The organism is Streptomyces sp. NPDC001231 (genome assembly GCF_042896885.1).
In the GTDB taxonomy this organism is placed as follows: Bacteria; Actinomycetota; Actinomycetes; order Streptomycetales; family Streptomycetaceae; genus Streptomyces.
The window spans coordinates 93,151-110,579 of record NZ_JBIAXS010000027.1 but is presented as its reverse complement, the minus strand read 5'-3'; the positions used below and the strand labels follow the sequence as shown (position 1 = coordinate 110,579).

The window sequence follows — 17,429 nt, the reverse complement described above, 5'->3', positions numbered from 1 at the left end:
GGTCTCGGGTCGGTTCGGGGAGTCCGTGCCTGGTGGCTCGGTCTCGGGTCGGTTCGGGGAGTCCGTGCCTGGTGGCTCGGTCTCGGGTCGGTTCGGGGAGTCCGTGCCTGGTGGCTCGGTCTCGGGTCGGTTCGGGCAGTTCGCGCCCAGTGACCCGGCCTCGGGCCAGTCCGCGCAGACCCCGCCCCGCGACCCGGCTTCCGGCCAGGTCTCGCGCAGTCCGGAACGCGGGACTGTCCGCGACGTACCCACCTACGACCCTTCCCGCACCCAGGTCGCGCCGGACCTCAACGGTTCCTTCGACCCTTCCCGCCCGCAGGACTCGTTCGTCCTGCCGGGCCCCAACGCTTCCTACGGTCCTTCCCGGTCGCAGGACTCGTTCGGAGTTCAGGTCCTGCCGGGCCCCAACGCTTCCTCCGACCCTTCCCGGTCGCAGGACTCGTTCGGACTCCAGGTCCTGCCCGGCCCCAACGCTTCCTCCGATCCCTCCCGCCCGCAGGACTCCCGGGACCCCTCCCGGGACCCTTCCCACGCCCCGTCCCGAGGTCCGGACTCCAGCGGCCCGTCACGGGACGACGGCTCGTGGGACGCCGCCCGCGGTCAGTCCGGCACCGGCCCGGGTCGCGACCCGGCCGCGGGCCGCGACCCCTCCCGCGAGGCGGCGCAGCACGGTGTGCAGGCCGGTGCGGGCGGCTCGTTCACCGCCTCCCTGCCGGCCCTGATCGGCGGCGGCGCGCTGATCGCGGCGGCGCTCGGCGGGGCCATCCACCGGGTGTGGCGGCGCGGGCAGGCCGACGGCTGACCTGGCAGCCGGACGCCGTGCGGGGACGCGGGCCCGTGTGACCTGCCCGACCCGGCCGGGTGGCCTTGGGACGGCGCCGCCCTGGGTACACGGAGCCCCGAAGGCACGGGCGGCGCCGTGCGGACGGACCCGCCCCCGGACACCGGGCGGCGGGCCGGGCGCACGCGGCCGGGACGGACCGGCGGCGGCACGACTCGGCGGCGCCACACGGCATCAGGGACTTCGCGGAGGTACCCATGCGGCGGACGGACCCGGAAGGCCACGGCCCCGTCCGCTACGGTCCGTCGGCCCTCCCCGACGACGGACTCCCGGTGCTGCCGGAGGTGTCCGCCGCGCTCGCCGGAGCCGCGAACCGGACCCGGCGAGGACCGATCGGCGGCGGCACGGAACTGCTGGACGCCGCCTGCGGGTACTGGTTGCGACGCGGGCTGCCCACCCGGCCCGGCCGGGTGGCGGCCGCACCCGGCGCGCCCGCCCTGCTGCTCGCGCTGACCGCCACGCTCGGCGGCGACGTCCTGATGCCCCGGCCCGGCGCGGCCTGGTGGGCGCCGTACGCGCGCCTGCTGGGCACTCCCGCCTTCCCCGTGGCGACGCCGGCCGAGTGCGGCGGCGTCCCCGACCCGTACGCCCTGCTGGAGACCGTCCGCAGAGTCCGCGCCGAGGGCGGCGACCCCCGCCTGCTCGTGCTGTCCGTCGCCGACGACCCCACCGCCACCGTGGCACCGCCGGAGCTGCTGCACGAGACCGTCGAGGCCGCCACGGCCGAGGGACTGCACCTGGTCAGCGACGAGACCTGGCGCGACACCGTGCACGCGCCGCACGAGACGGTGCTGCTCAGCCCGGCCGAGATGCTGCCCGACCGGGTCACCGTCGTCACCGACCTCGCCGGCGCCTTCCTGCCCGCCGGCTGGCCCGCCGCGATCGCCCGCTTCCCCGCCGGCGCCACCGGCGAGGCCCTGCACGCGCGCGTGCTCGACGTCCTCACCGCGCTGGACGCCCGCGTCGCCGAACCGGTCGCCGCCGCGGCCGCCCACGTCCTCGACGAACCCGGGCCGGTCACCGCGCGCCTGGCGGCCTCGGTACGCCTGCACGCGCGCGTGGCGCGGGCCGTCCACGCGGCCGTGGTCGCCGCGGGCGCGCTCGTCCGGCCGCCGCAGGCCGGCCGCCACCTGTACGCCGACCTCGGCCCGCTGCGCTCCGCGCTGGACGCCCACGCGGTCGGCGACGCACAGGAGTTGGAGGACTTCCTCACCACCCGCCTGGAAATGCCCGTGCACGGCGGCCACCGCTTCGGCGACGACCTCGGCGCGCTGCGCGTGCGGCTGTCCACCGCGGAACTCCTCGGCCGCACCGACGAGGAACGCGCGGAATGCCTCCTGTCCCCCGAGCCGTTGGAACTGCCACACGTGCAACGCGCGTTGCTTTCCTTGAGGTCGGTACTCGACGATCTCCGCGACGACGCTCAGCGATGGGAGCCTCCTCGATGACGCAGCAGTCCGAGTCGACCACGTCCACGAGCACCACCACTCAGGAGACCGACGATCCCGCGGCCTCGTCCCTCCTGACCTCCCCGCCCGCCCCCTTCCCGCCGCTGGCCGAACCCCGGCGACTGGGGGAGCGGCGGGTGTGGCCGCGCACCTTCCACGACCGGCTCACCGCCCCGCTGCCCGGCCTGAAGGCCTTCGCCCGGTTCGCCCGCGAGGGCGCCCTGCGGCCGGACAAGGAGGCCCTCGCCGACATCCCGCTGCTGCCGTACCGGCCCGCCGAGCTGCCCCGCGTGGACACCCGTACCGTCGCCGTCACCTGGGCGGGGCACGCGAGCTGGGTGGTCCGGATCGGCGGGCTGACCGTACTGACCGACCCGGTGTGGTCCCGCCGCATCATCGGCACCCCGGCCCGGGTCACGCCCGTCGGCGTGGCCTGGGAGGCGCTGCCGCCCGTCGACGCGGTCGTCGTCAGCCACAACCACTACGACCACCTGGACGCGCCCACCCTGCGCCGACTCCCGCGCGACACCCCGGTGTTCGTGCCGGCCGGACTCGGCGGCTGGTTCCAGCGGCGCCGGTTCACCAGCGTCACCGAACTGGACTGGTGGGAGGCGGCCGAACTGTCCGGGGTCCGCCTCGACTTCGTCCCCGCCCACCACTGGTCCAAGCGCACCCTCACCGACACCTGCCGCAGCCTGTGGGGCGGCTGGGTGCTCACCGACCCCGACGGGCAGCGCGTGTACTTCGCGGGCGACACGGGATACGGCCACTGGTTCTCCCGCATCGGCCGCCGCTACCCCGGCATCGACCTGGCCCTGCTCCCCATCGGCGCCTACGACCCCCGCTGGTGGCTCAGCGACGTCCACTGCGACCCGGAGGAAGCCGTCCAGGCCGTCCAGGACCTCGGTGCCCGGCACATGGCGCCCATGCACTGGGGCACCTTCGTCCTCTCCGCCGAACCCCTCCTGGAACCCCTGACCCGGGTCCGCAGAGCCTGGCAGGAGGCCGGCCTTCCCCGGGAACGGCTGTGGGACCTGCCGGTGGGCGCTTCCCGGGTCCTGGAGTAGCGGCGGACCGGCGGGCGGGAGCCGTCCGGCGCGGTGCCGCGGCCCGCGCCCGTACCGGTCGGGCGGCAGCGGTCCGACCTCGGCGCTCCCGCCCACGGCGGCCGGTCGCCGTCTCGCGCCGCCTCTGTTCGCCAACTCTCCACATCCGACGCGCAGTTGACGGTCATTACCGGCTTGCGTCGCCTTCGCCGTCTCGCGCCTTCGCCGCCCCGCCGAGGTCAGTGCGAGCGGTGGACCGGGATCAGCCGGCGCAGGCGGCGCCACACGGAGGGGGCGGCGCCCAGCAGGACGGTCAGCGCGATCGCGGTGACCACGCCTTCCCAGGGCTCCGCGAACAGGGAGCCGCCGAGGATGCCGATCAGCTGGTACGTCACCGCCCAGGCCAGGCACGCGGGGAGGTTGCCGCGGGAGAAGCGGCGCAGCGGCCACTTCGCCAGCAGGCAGGCCAGCATCACCGGTATGCGGCCCGCCGGGACGAGGCGGGACAGGACCAGCACCGCGACCCCGTGCTCGGTCAGCTTCCGCTGCGCCTGCGCCAGCCGGTCCTCCGGGGCGCGCGTGCGGATCGCCTCCAGCCAGCGCGATCCGTTCCTCGAACCCAGCCCGCGCCGCCCCAGCCAGTACAGTGCCGCGTCCCCGAGGAACGCGGCCAGCGACGCCGTCAGGAACACCAGCGCCAGCGAGAACGGCGCCGTCTGGTGCAGGGCCACCACCGCCGCCGAACTGACCAGCGCGCCCGTCGGCACCACCGGCACCAGCGCCCCGATCAGCACCAGCAGGAACAGCGAGGGATACCCGAGCGCCTGCTGGGTGGACTCCGGCGGCACCACCGAGGTCACGGCGGCCGCGATCCGTATCACCGGGCGCCCTTCAGACGCACGCTCTCCCCGTGCCCGAGCCGGTGCACCGCGACACCCGGCGCACGCTCGGCGGCGAGGCGCGCGAACTCGTCACCCGGCGCATGGAACTCATGGGGGCGCACGGCGTCCATCCCGATCGGCCAGTACGTGCCGTAGTGCACCGGCACTGCGCTCCCCGGCGCCAGCAGGGCCAGCGCCTGCGCCGCCCGTCCCGCGTCCAGATGCCCCGCGCCGAGGTACGGTCCCCAGCCGCCCACCGGCAGCAGCGCCGCGTCGACCGGCCCGACCTCCTCGGCCATCGTCTCGAACAGGCCGGTGTCCCCGGCGAAGTACGTCCGCGCCTCACCCTCGACGACATAGCCGAGCGCCGGCGAGCGATGCCGCCCGACCGGCAGCCGCCGCCCGTCGTGCCGGGCCGGCACCGCCCGTACGACGACACCGCCGACCTCGACCCGGTCACCGGGCGTCACCTCGGTGATCCGGAGGTGGGCGAGCCGGCGCAGACCCGCGACCGCCCCGAGTGCGCCCCGGGGTACCAGCAGGCGCGTGCCCGGCTCCAACCGGGCCAGCGAGGGTACGTGCAGATGGTCGGCGTGCAGGTGGGAGACCAGGGCCACGTCCGCGTGCCAGGCGGTGGGCGGCGGTGGCGCGCCGCGGCGGCGGCGCAGGTGCGCGAGCCGGCGGGCGAACAGGGGATCGGTCAGCACGCGGACGTCCGAGTCCTCGACCGTGCAGGTGGCGTGACCCCACCAGGTGATCTCCACCGGCACTTCTTTGCCTCCTTCGTGCGACTCCCCCTGAGCCTACGGGCAGGAGTAGGGTCGGCGGCGGAAACCCGGAGGTGAGGGGGGACGCCATGGGAGAAGTGCGGGATGCCCCCGGCGGGGGCGCTCCGACGGTCGTCCGCGTCACGGCGATCGCGAGCCTGACGCCCCTGGAGGAGCTGAACGACGACCCCTTCCTGGTGGACTCGCGCAGCCAGCACGCGATGTGCGCCCGCTGGGCGGCGGAGCGCGGCTACGTGATCGCGCGGGAACTGCTCGTCCGGGGGCTGCGGGCCGACCACGGCGCCCTGTGGGAGGGAGTGCTCCCGGGCGTGGACCTGTTCGTCGCGCCCAGCCGGCGGGTGCTGGAGCGGGCGCTGTCCTCCGTGGAGGAGTTCACCGCGGAGTGCGCGCGACGCGGGGTCCGGGTGGAGACGGTGGGCCAGGCCGAACCCGCGTACGACGCCCAGATGAAGGCCCACGTACACCGCCGCCTCTCCATGCCGACCGCCGGCTACGACGGCCGCTGACCAAGCCCCCCGGCCCACACCGTCCACCGACGACGGCCCGGCCGCACGGGCCGATGGCCGCGCACCAGCCCGTCGGCTCCGTAGCGCGCCGGTCCTGCGAGCGGGGCGGTCCTGCGAGCGATGCGGTCGTGAGAGTGGTGCGGTCGTGCGGCGGCGGGGCAGGGCGGCGAAAGCAGGGCGAAGGGGGGAGTGGCCGGTTCCGGTGGGCCGGCGCCGGGCGATCGGACGCGCCGAAGGCCGGGACCGGAAGGCCGGGTATCCGCGTGTGAAGGCCCGGACCGCGCCCCGCACCGTCTCCGTACGCCCACCGCGTCACCGATGCGGTCGATGCGGTCGGTGCGGTCAGCGCGGCGGGGCTGAGGGCGGGTGCGTCGGCGAGCGCCGGCGGCGGGTCCGTACTGATGGGTGTTACCGCAGGTCACGGGGGTTTGTGGGGGTGTATGACAAGCTGGAGTCGGTCCGCGTGGAGGCGCGGGGCGGGGGCGGGAACGGAGGATGTGCCGGCATGGGTGGCGGGCGGTGGTGGCGGCGGGTCGCCAGTCAGGTCGGGCGCAGTGTCGCCGTTTGGGCCGTCTCCACGGTCACCCTGCTCGTGCTCGCCGGGATCCTGCCGGACTTCCAGTTGCAGTCGCCCGACGGCGACAGCGCCACCACCGTCGCCGTGACCGCCGCGCTCGGCGCGGGAGCCTTCGGTGTGCTGTCCGCCGTGGTGTGGCCGCTGCTCGTCCGGCTGCTGCTGCTCGTGCCCGCGCTGGTCCTCGGGCTGCTGGTGTTCTTCCTCAACGGCTCACTGCTCCTGCTGGCCCTGCGTGTCACCCCCTCCGGCCAGGCCGAGGCGGCCCCCGAGACCGCCGTCATCGTGGCCGCGGTGATGTCCGCGGTCGCCTCCGCCACCGGCGCCGCCCTCGCCGTGCGCGACGACGACGCCTACCGGCGCCGGCTCCACCGGCTCGCCGACCGCCGCCGCAGACGGCTGCCCCCCTGCTCGTCGACCCCCGGCACCGTCGTCGTCCAACTCGACGGCGTCGGTCACGACGTGCTGCGGGACGCGGTGGACGAGGGTCTGATGCCGACCGTCGCCCGATGGCTCGGCGCCGGCGAGGGGCAGGCCACCCACCGGCTCACCCCCTGGCGCACCGACTGGTCCAGCCAGACCGGCGCCAGCCAGCTCGGCATCCTGCACGGAACCAACCACGACGTCCCCGCCTTCCGCTGGTACGAGAAGGACACCGGCGAGGTGATGGTCTGCAACCGCCCGAGCAGCGCCGTCGAACTCCAGCGCCGCGCCGTACGGCGCACCGGTGACGGCGGGCTGCTCACCGCCGACGGGGCCAGCCGCGGCAACCTCTTCGGCGGCGGCGCCGGTGAACTCGCCCTCGTCCTGTCGGTCGCGGCCCGCCGCGACCGCGCCAGCCGCTCCCGCGCGGGCTACTTCGCCTACTTCTCCGACCCCGCCAACGCCGTCCGCACCTTCCTGTCCTTCGTCGCAGACGCCGGCCGCGAGATCGGCCAGTCCCTGCGCGCCCGGCTCCGCGAGGAGCGCCCGCGTGTCTCCCGCGGTGGCCTGTACCCGCTGATCCGCGCCTTCGCGACGGTCGTCGAACGGGACGTCGTCGTGGCCGCGGTGATGGGCGACCTGCTCGCCGGGCGCACCGCCGTCTACGCCGACCTGGTGGCGTACGACGAGGTGGCCCACCACTCCGGGCCGCACAGCCGTGACGCGGCGCAGGTGCTGCGGCGTCTGGACCGCTCGCTGGCGCTGATCGAGAAGGTCGCCGAGCACGCCCCGCGCCCGTACCGGTTCGTCCTCCTGTCCGACCACGGACAGAGCCCCGGCGAGACCTTCCGCTCCCGCTACGGTCTGACCCTGGGCGACCTGGTCCGGGCCGGCTGCGGCCTGCCCGTGCCGCGCCGGGCGGGAAGGACGCGCAGTGGCGCCGAGGCGCGGGCTGCCGTACGGGCCGCGCTCGGCCGCCCGGTCGAGGAGAGCGGTGAGGACCGGCGCCCCTCCCGCCGCTCGGAGCCCGTCGTGCTGGCCTCCGGCAACCTCGGCCTGGTCTCCTTCCCGGACGTGCCGCACCGCATGAGCCAGGAGGAGATCGACGCCCGCCACCCGGCGCTGCTGTCCACGCTCGCCGACCACCCGGGCGTCGGTTTCCTGCTCGTGCGCAGCGGGGAGCACGGCGGTGTCGTGCTCGGCGCGCGCGGCGTACGGATACCGCTGGCCGAACTCGACACCGACCCCGGCCCGCTGGCGGTCTTCGGTCCCGGCGCCGCCGACGCCGTACGCCGAACCCACTCCTTCCCGCACGCCGCCGACATCATGGTCAACTCCAGCCACGACCCGGCCGACGGAGAGGTCCTCGCCTTCGAGGAGCAGATCGGCTCCCACGGCGGCCTCGGCGGTGCGCAGGGCCGCCCGTTCCTGCTGTCGCCGCTCGACTGCTCCCCGCCGGTCCGGGAGGGCGAGGACCTCGTCGGCGCCGAGCACGTCCACCGCGTGCTGCGGCGCTGGCTGCACGAGGCCGCCGGGACCGGGCCGCCGCTCACCGCGGAACCGGAGGAACGGGCCGCCTGACCCCCGGTACCGGCGGTCAGTAGTGCGGCCAGAAGCCCGACCGGACCCGGCCGAAGTCGCTCATCATCATGACCGCGGGTGCCATGCCGCCCGGTCCGTGCGGCTGGTCGCTGAACGACACCACCGTGTCCAGCGAGCCGGTCAGCGTGATCAGCTTCTGCAGGGTGACCTGGTCGTCGCGGAACTCCCGCGCCGGCAGCCGGCTGTGCGCGGCCCGCAGCACCTGGATGTGCTGCTTCAGCCGCTTCGTCGCCGCGTCGCGGTCGCGGTCGTACAGGTCGTCCAGCGCGTGGAAGGTGACCTCGCTGGTCCACAGGCCCATCGCGTGCACGGCCACGGTCTCCTCGGTGAGGGTGAGGTCCGCGGCCAGCCCGAGTTCGTGCCGGTGCCCCTCGCGCGTGACGGTGTCGACGTACTGCACGGCCCCGGTGCCCAGGGGGTGCGGCTCGCGGCCCGGCGGCACGGTCAGTTCGAGGACGATCCAGTACGTCTCACCGAACGCGAGGTCGGGCGCGAAGATACGGATGCCGGTCTCCTCGGCGATGAGGTCCGGGAGGGCCTCGGCGCCGTAGTCCCGCCGTGCCCGCTCGGCCGCCTGGGCCGCCTCCCTCAGCACCGCCGCCCGGGCGCGCGGGTCGGTGACCAGGTCGTGACCGTACAGGTGGCGGATCTCCACGTCCGGGGCGATGTCGAGGCGGAGCTGGATGTCGATGGCGGCCAGATGGTCGCGCCGGTTCAGGTCGGCGAGCAGGTCCGTGCCCACCTGCTCGGGACGGGTGACGAACGTCGCGTGACCGCCGGCCAGCCCGGCCAGCGCCGCCAGTTCGGGCATCCGCGCGTCGGAGCCGAAGCCGAAGCACGACACGGTGAGGTCGCCGCGGAGCTTGGCCGCGATGTTCGTGCGGATCCTGACCCAGTCCCGTTCGCCGGAGGTCGGGCCGCCGTCGGAGAAGAGGTACAGGCAGTTGACCGTGCGCCCGCCGAGGGCGTTCCGGCCGATCTCGTCGATGCCGTACTGCACACCGAGGTTGATGTCCGTGCCGCCGCCGGCTCTCAGCCCGGCCACCACCTGGGCGAAGCGCTCGCGAGGCAGCTCCCGTTTGGCGGTGGCGGGCAGCACCGTGCGGACGTGGTGCTCGAAGGTGATGACGCCCAGGCAGTCCGTCGGCCGCAGCCGGTCGTAGAGGGTCTGCAGGGCCTCCTTGACGCAGTCGAGCTTCTCGCCGTGCATCGAGCCGCTGGTGTCCACGACGAAGACGAAGTTCACCGGAAGCGGCTCGGCGGGGGCGTCCTCGGGGGGTGCCTCGCCCGCCTTGAGGGTGATCTCCAGGAAGTGGGTCGTCGCCTCGTCGGCCCTGAACTCGCCCTGTGCGGCCGCCAGCCCGTGGCTGACGCCGACGGCCCGGCCGGGCGGGGGACCGGGCACCTGCTCGGTGCGGGCCGCCACGAAGTCGTCGAACCGGATCTGCTCCTGCCCGATGATCACGCCCTGCTCGATGAGATCCCGCACGCCGAGGGGGGAACGGGTGCCGAAGGCGCTGTTGCGGCGGATGAAGAGTCCGTCGTGGGGGAGGGGCCGGCCGGTGCGGCGGAACAGGGGCGGGCGACGGCCGGCCGGCTGGGCGTCATGGCTGATGGTGCGCCGTTGCGCGACGGTACCGAGGGGATCGGCCGCCGCGGATGAGGGGACCGCCTCGAGGGGGCCGGGATGGTGGACGAACTCGTGGTCCTCGTCGCCGGACGGCGGTGGCCCGGCGGGCCCGCGGGAGCCCGGCGGAGGTTGCGCGGAGCGCCACCTGGGTGCTCGGATCTCTCTGTCGAGGGAGGCGGGGAAGAGCCGGTCGTCCTCGTCCGCGTCCGGAGGCGGAGCGCTCAGACGGCCGAGGTAGGTGCTGCCGAGCTCCAGGTGGGACGCCGCCCCCGACTGCTGCACGGCGAACCGCCCGTCGAGCGGGGCGAACGCCGACCGGATCTCCCGACCCGCCCGCAGCCATCCCCACAGCAGGGCGTCCTGGCCGTCCGGGGCGGGCGGGGTGATCCCGGGGTGCACGACCGCCGTCAGCGTCCGATGCCAGCGCACGGCCCGTCGAAGCTCCACGGCCCAGTCCTCGGCGCTCTCCCCGAGCACCGGCCCGGCCGGCAGTCCGATGCGGGCCGCGAAGTCCCGGCACAGCGGCGCGCGCTCGGCGCGCACCGCCCGCCCGGCCGCGGTCGGAGCACCCTCCTGGGGCAGCTCCACCACCAGCAGCGCCAGCCGGTCCCCGTCGTCCGGGCCCATGGGCCCCGGCGCGGCCGAGCCGCCCGGAAGCGGGGCACCCGGCGGGAGCGACGACTCCTTTGAGGACGGCGTCCCCGCCGACGACGAGGCGCCCTCCACGCGAGAGGCCCCCTCCGGGCGCAACGAGCCTTGCGGTAGAGAGGCCTCCGCCACCGTGGCCGGTTCGCACAGCCGAAGTCCTGCTCCGCAGCGCAGGAGTTGCCACAGCGCGCCGCCCGGCCGGGGGCGCGCGTCGCGCGGGATCCGAGCGCCGGGGTGGATCAGGAGCACCGCGTCCGGGAGCCGGGCGAGGAGTGCGTCGGCCTCCTCCGCCGAGCGGGCCGGCGGAGAAACCGGGAGCAGGTCCGCCCCGGCCGCGGCGGTCAGCGCCTCCCTCAGCGCCTCATCCGGTTCGTGGTACGACCCGTACGATCCACCGCCGGCGCCCCCGCCCGCGACGGTGGCCGGCGGGAGGAAGAGGACCGCCTTCCGCTGCTCTTCGTTCCTGCTCCGCTCACTCCGCATGGGCATCCTCCGTGGTACGGGTGGGGAGCGGGCACCGCGCCTCGAGCTCCGTGCGGGTGCGCACCCCACCGTCGAACATTCCCTCGGCCCGCAACTGGCGCAGCCACGCGTCGAGTTCGCCGCTCAAGCCGGTGCTCTCCACCGACAGCCGCGCGGCCCGGTCACGCCGGTCGGGGTCGCCCGCCAGCAGGAGCAGCTCTATCTTCAGCGCGATGGAGTACGGGTCCCGGCCGTCCAGCTTCAGCGCCTCCTCGACATAGCCGTACGCCACGTCGAGGTTGGACCGGACCAGCGCGATCCTGGCCTTCCAGTACCAGAACACGGACGACTCGCGGTCCAGCCGGGACGCCTCCAGGGCGCGCTCCGCCTGGTCGGCCTCCCCGCTCTCGACGTGCCGGCGCACCGTGGTGAGCTTGCGCTCCGCACCGCTGCCGCCGCCGGCCTTCGCGCGGGCGGCCGGGCCGGTGACCACGCGCACGGCGAGGAACAGCACCGCCAGCAGGAACAGCAGCAGCATGCCCACGAGGACCAGGAACTGCCGGACACCCGTGCTTTCGGCGAGGGTGGCGAAGATCCCGAGGATCGCCACGGCGAAGGCCAGCACGACCACGGCCCCGAACAGGGCGGTCGCCTGCGCCGACGTGAGCGTCCGGAACATCCGCCTGCGGATGATGTCGCGCACGAGGTCCCGGTAGAGCAGGTACAGGACACCGAGAGCGACCCCACCAAATCCCGCGATTCCCCCAAGGACTTGGAAGAGTTCGACCATGAAACGGACTGTAGGGCCTCCCCCCTCCGTCCGGCAGGCGATTCACACACCTTCTCCGGCAGGTCGCGGCCCGCTCGGTGGTTGTGCACGGCGCGGATGTGATCGGATGGCGGTTACGGAACCCCGGCAACGGGAACCCTGGCGAAAGGTATGGAACCAACCGTGGCAACCACGCGCACCGCTCACACCGTCTGGGAAGGCAACCTGCTCGAGGGCAACGGCGTCGTCACCTTCGACTCCTCCGGCATCGGCCAGCAGCCGGTGTCCTGGCCGTCGCGCGCCGAGCAGGCGAACGGGAAGACCAGCCCCGAGGAGCTGATCGCAGCCGCCCACTCCAGCTGCTTCTCCATGGCGCTGTCGCACGGCCTCGCCGGCGCCGGCACCCCGCCCACCACCCTGCGGACGAAGGCGGACGTCACCTTCCAGCCGGGCGAGGGCATCACGGGCATTCACCTCAGCGTCGAGGGCACGGTCCCCGGCGTCGACAACGACGCGTTCGTCGCCGCGGCCGAGGAAGCCAAGAAGAACTGCCCGGTCAGCCAGGCCCTGGCCGGTACGACGATCACCCTGGACGCGAAGCTCGCCTGAGGCGAGGCCCACGTCCGACGGTGCCGCGCCCCTCGTCCCGGGCGCGGCATCGGTGTTCCCGGGTAGAGCGGCAGCCGGCGGGTACGCGGCATTGACAACGGCGCACTCAAGTTTTGTGCTGGAGAGCAGGAGGCGCCCGGAAGGGGACGAAGATGGCACGTGCGGTCGGGATCGATCTCGGGACGACGAACTCGGTGGTGGCCCTGCTGGAAGGCGGCGACCCCACCGTCGTCGCCAACGCCGAGGGCGCGCGCACCACGCCGTCGGTCGTGGCGTTCGCCAAGAACGGCGAGGTACTCGTCGGCGAGGTGGCCAAGCGGCAGGCGGTGACGAACGTGGAGCGCACCGCACGCTCGGTCAAGCGTCACATGGGGGACGCGAACTGGCGCTTCCCGGACAAGGGCTCCGTCGACGGCACCCGTTACCGGGCGCAGGAGCTGTCCGCGCGCGTCCTGCAGAAGCTGAAGCGGGACGCGGAGGCCTACCTCGGCGAGGACGTCACGGACGCGGTGATCACCGTGCCGGCGTACTTCGACGACGCCCAGCGGCAGGCGACCAAGGAGGCCGGGGAGATCGCAGGGCTGAAGGTCCTGAGGATCATCAACGAGCCGACGGCCGCCGCGCTCGCCTACGGCCTGGACCGGGGCGAGGAGCAGACCGTGCTCGTCTTCGACCTCGGCGGCGGCACCTTCGACGTCTCCCTGCTGGAGATCGGCGACGGCGTCATCGAGGTCAAGGCCACCAACGGCGACACCCACCTCGGCGGCGACGACTGGGACCAGCGGGTCGTCGAGCATCTGGTCAAGCGGTTCAAGGGCCAGTACGGCGTCGACCTCGGCAACGACAAGATGGCGGTGCAGCGGCTGCGGGAGGCCGCCGAGAAGGCCAAGATCGAGCTGTCGTCGTCCTCCGAGACGACGATCAACCTGCCCTACATCACGGCCTCCGCCGAGGGCCCGCTGCACCTGGACGAGAAGCTGACCCGGGCCCAGTTCCAGGAGCTCACCGCCGATCTGCTGGACCGCTGCCGCAAGCCCTTCCACCAGGCCGTCAAGGACGCGGGCGTCAAGCTCTCGGCCGTCGACCACGTGATCCTCGTCGGCGGCTCCACCCGGATGCCGGCCGTGACCGACCTGGTGCGGGAGCTGACCGGCAAGGATCCGCACAAGGGCGTCAACCCCGACGAGGTGGTGGCCGTGGGCGCCGCCCTCCAGGCGGGCGTGATCCGCGGCGACGTCAAGGACGTCCTCCTCCTCGACGTCACCCCGCTGTCCCTCGGCATCGAGACCAAGGGCGGCATCATGACCAAGCTCATCGAGCGCAACACCACGATCCCGACCCGGCGTTCGGAGATCTTCACCACCGCCACCGACAACCAGCCCTCGGTCGGCATCCAGGTCTACCAGGGCGAACGTGAGATCGCCGCGTACAACAAGAAGCTCGGCGTCTTCGACCTCACCGGCCTGCCGCCCGCCCCGCGCGGGGTGCCGCAGATCGAGGTCGCCTTCGACATCGACGCCAACGGGATCATGCACGTCTCGGCCAAGGACCTCGCCACCGGCCGCGAGCAGAAGATGACGGTGACCGGCGGCTCCGCGCTGCCCAAGGACGACATCGACCGCATGATGCGGGAGGCCGAGCAGTACGCCGAGGAGGACCGCAAGCGCCGGGAGGCCGCCGAGACCCGCAACCAGGCCGAGCAGCTCGTCTACCAGACGGAGAACTTCCTCCGCGACAACGGCGACCGCGTGCCCGCCGACACCAAGTCGGAGGTCGAGGCCGCCGCCGCGGAGGTGAAGGCGCTCCTGGAACAGCAGGCGGAGACCCCCGCGCTGCGCACGGCCATCGACAAACTGGCCTCCGTCAGCCAGCGGATGGGTCAGGCGATGTACGCCCAGGCCCAGCAGAGCGGCACGGAGAGCACCGGACAGCAGACGGCACCGCCCGACGAGGACACGGTGGTGGACGCGGAGATCGTCGACGACGAACGCGACACCAGGGGCGGGGCCGCCTAGACCCTGTCGTCGAATTCCCGCCTGCCGTGCGACGACAGGCAGGCCCTAGTACAGGCCGCCCGCGGCGCGGTTCACAGGTTCTCGCGGTACTTCCGCAGCAGCTCGCGGGTCTGCTCGGCGGTGGCGGCGGCGGCCGTCATGCGGTCCAGGACCTCCAGGTGCGCGGAGATCTCCGTGCGGGAGTCCAGGTACAGGGCGCCGGTCAGGTACTCGGTGTAGACCAGGTCGGGCAGCTCCGGCTCGGCGAAGCGGAACAGCGAGAACGGCGCGTACGTCCCCGCGTGCGGCCCCCGGGCGAACTCGGCGACCTGCACCGTCACCCGGTCCCGCTCGGTGTAGTGGAGCAGCTTGTCGAGCTGCTCGCGCATCACCTCGGGGCGGTCGCTCACCGGCCGCCGCAGCACCGTCTCGTCGATGATCACCCACAGGTGCGGCGGATCGGCCCGCTCCAGCAGCTGCTGCCGGGCCATGCGCAGCGACACGTGCCGCTCGACCGCGTCCGGCCTGCGCTGCCCGACCGTCCCCGCCTCCAGCACCGCCCGCGCATAGCCCTCCGTCTGGAGCAGCCCCGGCACGAAGTGCGGCTCGTAGGAGCGGATCAGCCGGGCGGCGCCCTCCAGGCTCACATACAGGCTGAACCACTCCGGCAGCACGTCGTGGAACCGCTGCCACCAACCCGGCGCGTTGGCCTCCTCGGCCAGCGCGACGAACGCGGCGGCCGCCTCGTCGCCCACCCCGTAGGCGCTCAGCAACATCTGCACGTACGGGATCTTCAGCGCGACCTCGGCCGTCTCCATCCGCCGTACCGTCGCGGGGGCCACCCGCAGGACGCGCGCGGCCGCCTCGCGTCCCAGCCCGGCCTTCTCCCGCAGTTCCTGAAGCCGTCTGCCGAGCACCACCTGGCCCACGGTGGGCGCGGCCCGCCGCTCACTCACGCCACGCCTCCCGGCTCTTTCCCGCCCACGACGAGTGAAGGTACTCGACGGTGGCCGGATCGGCGGGCAGGAACGTCTCGATCGCCAGTTCCGCCACCGTCACGTCCATGGGCGTGTTGAAGGTGGAGATGGAGGAGACGAACGACAGCACCCGACCGTCGTGCTCGATCCGCATCGGCAGCGCGAAGTACGGCGCCTGCCCGGACGGCTCCGCCGTCTCCGGAGCGCTCCGCGGCACCGGGTAGGCCGCCACCTCCTCGTACAGCTCGCGCAGCGCGGCCGAGCGGTGCAGCGCGACCTGCCGCTCCATCTGGGCGAGCAGATGCCCGCGCCACTCGCGCAGATTGCGGATGCGCGGCGCCAGACCGTCCGGGTGCAGGGTCAGCCGCATCGCGTTCAGCGGCGCGGCGAGCAGCCGCTCCGGGACGCCCTCCAGCAGCCTCGTGATGCCCCGGTTCGCGCTCACCACGTCGTACGTCGCGTCGACCACCAGCGCCGGATACGGCTCGTATCCCCGGATCAGCTGCTCCAGGCCCTCGCGCAGCGGGCCGAGCGCCGGGTCGTCCAGCGGGGTCTGCCGGTACCTCGGGGCGTAACCGGCGGCCAGCAGCAGGGCGTTGCGCTCCCGCACCGGCACTTCCAGGTGCTCCGCCAGCCGCAGCACCATCTCCTCGCTCGGCCGGGACCGTCCGGTCTCGACGAAGCTGATGTGCCGGGCCGAGGAGTCGGCGCGCAGCGCCAGTTCGAGCTGGCTGATCCGCCGCCGTTCCCGCCAGGACCGCAGCAGGGGGCCCACGTCCTGGGCCGCGGGGGCGGTGGGGGACGCGGTGGTGCCGGACGCGACAATGGCCATACGCATGACCGTAGTCGAGGAGGGGGCGTATGACCGAGCCGTGGAGGCCGTCCTGGGAGGCTACGGCGGTGTACCGCGCCAGAGTGCGCGGCTGCCTGCTGGGCGGCGCCGTCGGGGACGCCCTCGGCTATCCGGTGGAGTTCGACTCCCTGGACCGGATCCGCGCCGTGCACGGCCCGCGCGGCGTGACCGGCCTGGTGCCCGACGGGGACGGCGTGGTGGGTCGTATCACCGACGACACCCAGATGACCCTGTTCACGGTGGAGGGCCTGCGCCAGGCCCACGAGCGCGAGCGGCTGCGGGGCATCGGCGGCGGCTGGCCCCGCCTGGTGCGCTGGGCCTACGAGCGCTGGCTGGAGACCCAGCGCAGGCAGGGCCCCGAGGACAGTGAGATGGCCGGGCCCTCCGGGGGCTCCTACGAGGGTCCGCGCGGCGGACTGATCACCGAACGGTGGCTGTACGCCCGCCGCGCCCCCGGAAACGCCTGCCTGTCCGGGCTCGCCCAGGACTTCGTGCCCGATCCGGCGGCCGAACTCGGCCCGCCCGGCCCGGTCAACTCCGACTCCAAGGGCTGCGGCGCCGTGATGCGCTCGGCGCCCTTCGGGCTGACCCGCACCGACCCCGCCACCGCCTTCGGCATGGCCGCCCGCTGCGCCCAGACGACCCACGGCCACCCCACCGGTTACTACGCGGCCGGCGCGCTCGCCGCGATCGTCGCGTACCTCGTGTCCGGGGACTCCGTCGAGGGCGCGGTCCTGCGGGCGCTGCGGCTGCTCGCCCGCACCGAAGCTCACGGCTCCGCTCGAACAGGGGGGACCGCCAACCCCGGGCGCGAGGAGACCAGTGCCGCCCTGGAGCAGGCCCTCGACCTGGCCGCACAGGGCACTGGGACGCCCGAGAGACTTCAACGGCTCGGCGCCGGATGGGTCGCCGAGGAGGCCCTCGCCATCGGCGTCTACAGCGCCCTGGCCGCCCCGAGCGTCGAAGACGCCCTGCTGCTCGCCGTCAACCACTCGGGTGACAGCGACTCCACCGGCTCCATCTGCGGAAACATCCTCGGGGCCCGGCACGGCGACCACGGCCTGCCGCACACCTGGGTGGAACACGTCGAGGGCCGCGCCAGGATCGCCGCCCTGGCGGACGACCTCGCGGCCGAGTGCCTGGCCGGCTGAGCCGAGGGCCTCTCGTTTGGATCAGGCCGGGCTCGCGGGGTCTGGTGCCGTGCCTCGCCGCGTTGTCGTCGGTTGGCAGGGCTCCGCCCTGCCGCCCTCCTCCGCCTTGCGATGCACGGCACCAGACCCCGCTCCCTGATCCGGCCTGATCCAAACGAAAGACCCTAGGGCCCGTTCCGGCCCGGGACGCGGCGGCCCTCCTGTGGCAGTCTGAACGGGAACGCGAG

13 protein-coding genes and 1 pseudogene are annotated in these 17,429 nt (G+C 74.0%); 8 read left to right on the top strand and 6 right to left on the bottom strand.

The genetic code is table 11. The features are described 5' to 3' along the window. The 3 genes and pseudogenes from ACFY3J_RS28920 to ACFY3J_RS28910 all read left to right on the top strand — a co-directional run. A pseudogene (locus tag ACFY3J_RS28920) lies at nucleotides 1-802 on the top strand (hypothetical protein); the annotation flags it as partial. Nucleotides 803-1,038: 236 nt separating this feature from the next. Further along, nucleotides 1,039-2,289, top strand: coding sequence for an aminotransferase class I/II-fold pyridoxal phosphate-dependent enzyme (locus tag ACFY3J_RS28915; protein ID WP_390842038.1), 1,251 nt, complete (start codon nucleotides 1,039-1,041; stop codon nucleotides 2,287-2,289). Next, the gene (locus ACFY3J_RS28910; protein WP_384185064.1) at nucleotides 2,286-3,356 is read left to right on the top strand and encodes an MBL fold metallo-hydrolase; all 1,071 of its coding nucleotides are present in this window, start codon (nucleotides 2,286-2,288) and stop codon (nucleotides 3,354-3,356) included. Before ACFY3J_RS28915 ends, ACFY3J_RS28910 begins: the two co-directional genes overlap by 4 nt. Before the next feature lie 218 nt (nucleotides 3,357-3,574). On the opposite strand, the gene ACFY3J_RS28905 is transcribed toward ACFY3J_RS28910, so the two are convergent. Together ACFY3J_RS28905 and ACFY3J_RS28900 are read right to left on the bottom strand one after the other, a co-directional pair. Further along, nucleotides 3,575-4,216 carry a DedA family protein gene (locus tag ACFY3J_RS28905; RefSeq protein WP_384185067.1) on the bottom strand — a complete coding sequence of 214 codons (642 nt, stop codon included), beginning with the start codon at nucleotides 4,214-4,216 and terminating at the stop codon, nucleotides 3,575-3,577. Next, entirely contained in the window at nucleotides 4,213-4,986 is a 774-nt protein-coding gene (locus tag ACFY3J_RS28900) for an MBL fold metallo-hydrolase (RefSeq protein ID WP_384185069.1), read from the bottom strand. Before ACFY3J_RS28900 ends, ACFY3J_RS28905 begins: the two co-directional genes overlap by 4 nt. A gap of 86 nt (nucleotides 4,987-5,072) precedes the next feature. On the opposite strand from ACFY3J_RS28900, the gene ACFY3J_RS28895 reads away from it, so the two are divergent. Together ACFY3J_RS28895 and ACFY3J_RS28890 are read left to right on the top strand one after the other, a co-directional pair. Then, complete coding sequence (locus tag ACFY3J_RS28895) at nucleotides 5,073-5,510, top strand: hypothetical protein (RefSeq protein WP_384185072.1); 438 nt, start codon at nucleotides 5,073-5,075, stop codon at nucleotides 5,508-5,510. Between the two features lie 505 nt (nucleotides 5,511-6,015). Continuing rightward, entirely contained in the window at nucleotides 6,016-8,088 is a 2,073-nt protein-coding gene (locus ACFY3J_RS28890) for a phage holin family protein (protein ID WP_384185074.1), read from the top strand. 16 nt (nucleotides 8,089-8,104) lie between these two features. Here the strand turns inward: ACFY3J_RS28890 and ACFY3J_RS28885 are convergent, their stop codons facing one another. Together ACFY3J_RS28885 and ACFY3J_RS28880 are read right to left on the bottom strand one after the other, a co-directional pair. Continuing rightward, nucleotides 8,105-10,870: a VWA domain-containing protein gene (locus tag ACFY3J_RS28885; RefSeq protein ID WP_390842037.1), complete on the bottom strand. Its 2,766-nt coding sequence runs from the start codon at nucleotides 10,868-10,870 to the stop codon at nucleotides 8,105-8,107. Next, entirely contained in the window at nucleotides 10,860-11,639 is a 780-nt protein-coding gene (locus tag ACFY3J_RS28880) for a tetratricopeptide repeat protein (RefSeq protein WP_390842036.1), read from the bottom strand. Before ACFY3J_RS28880 ends, ACFY3J_RS28885 begins: the two co-directional genes overlap by 11 nt. 162 nt (nucleotides 11,640-11,801) lie before the next feature. Between ACFY3J_RS28880 and ACFY3J_RS28875 the strand changes: the two genes are divergently transcribed. After that, nucleotides 11,802-12,227, top strand: coding sequence for an OsmC family protein (locus tag ACFY3J_RS28875; protein ID WP_384185082.1), 426 nt, complete (start codon nucleotides 11,802-11,804; stop codon nucleotides 12,225-12,227). Nucleotides 12,228-12,379: 152 nt separating this feature from the next. Continuing rightward, a complete protein-coding gene (dnaK, locus tag ACFY3J_RS28870) occupies nucleotides 12,380-14,242 on the top strand; it encodes a molecular chaperone DnaK (protein WP_384185085.1) in 1,863 nt (620 codons plus the stop codon). Between the two features lie 71 nt (nucleotides 14,243-14,313). Here dnaK and ACFY3J_RS28865 read toward each other — a convergent pair whose 3' ends face one another. Further along, entirely contained in the window at nucleotides 14,314-15,177 is an 864-nt protein-coding gene (locus ACFY3J_RS28865; protein WP_384185088.1) for a helix-turn-helix domain-containing protein, read from the bottom strand. Then, nucleotides 15,170-16,030 carry a helix-turn-helix domain-containing protein gene (locus ACFY3J_RS28860; RefSeq protein ID WP_390842035.1) on the bottom strand — a complete coding sequence of 287 codons (861 nt, stop codon included), beginning with the start codon at nucleotides 16,028-16,030 and terminating at the stop codon, nucleotides 15,170-15,172. The genes ACFY3J_RS28865 and ACFY3J_RS28860 overlap by 8 nt, the downstream gene beginning before the upstream one ends. A 29-nt stretch (nucleotides 16,031-16,059) precedes the next feature. Here ACFY3J_RS28860 and ACFY3J_RS28855 point away from each other — a divergent pair, with 29 nt between their 5' ends. Further along, entirely contained in the window at nucleotides 16,060-17,202 is a 1,143-nt protein-coding gene (locus ACFY3J_RS28855) for an ADP-ribosylglycohydrolase family protein (protein WP_384185094.1), read from the top strand. The last annotated feature ends 227 nt before the right edge of the window (nucleotides 17,203-17,429 follow it).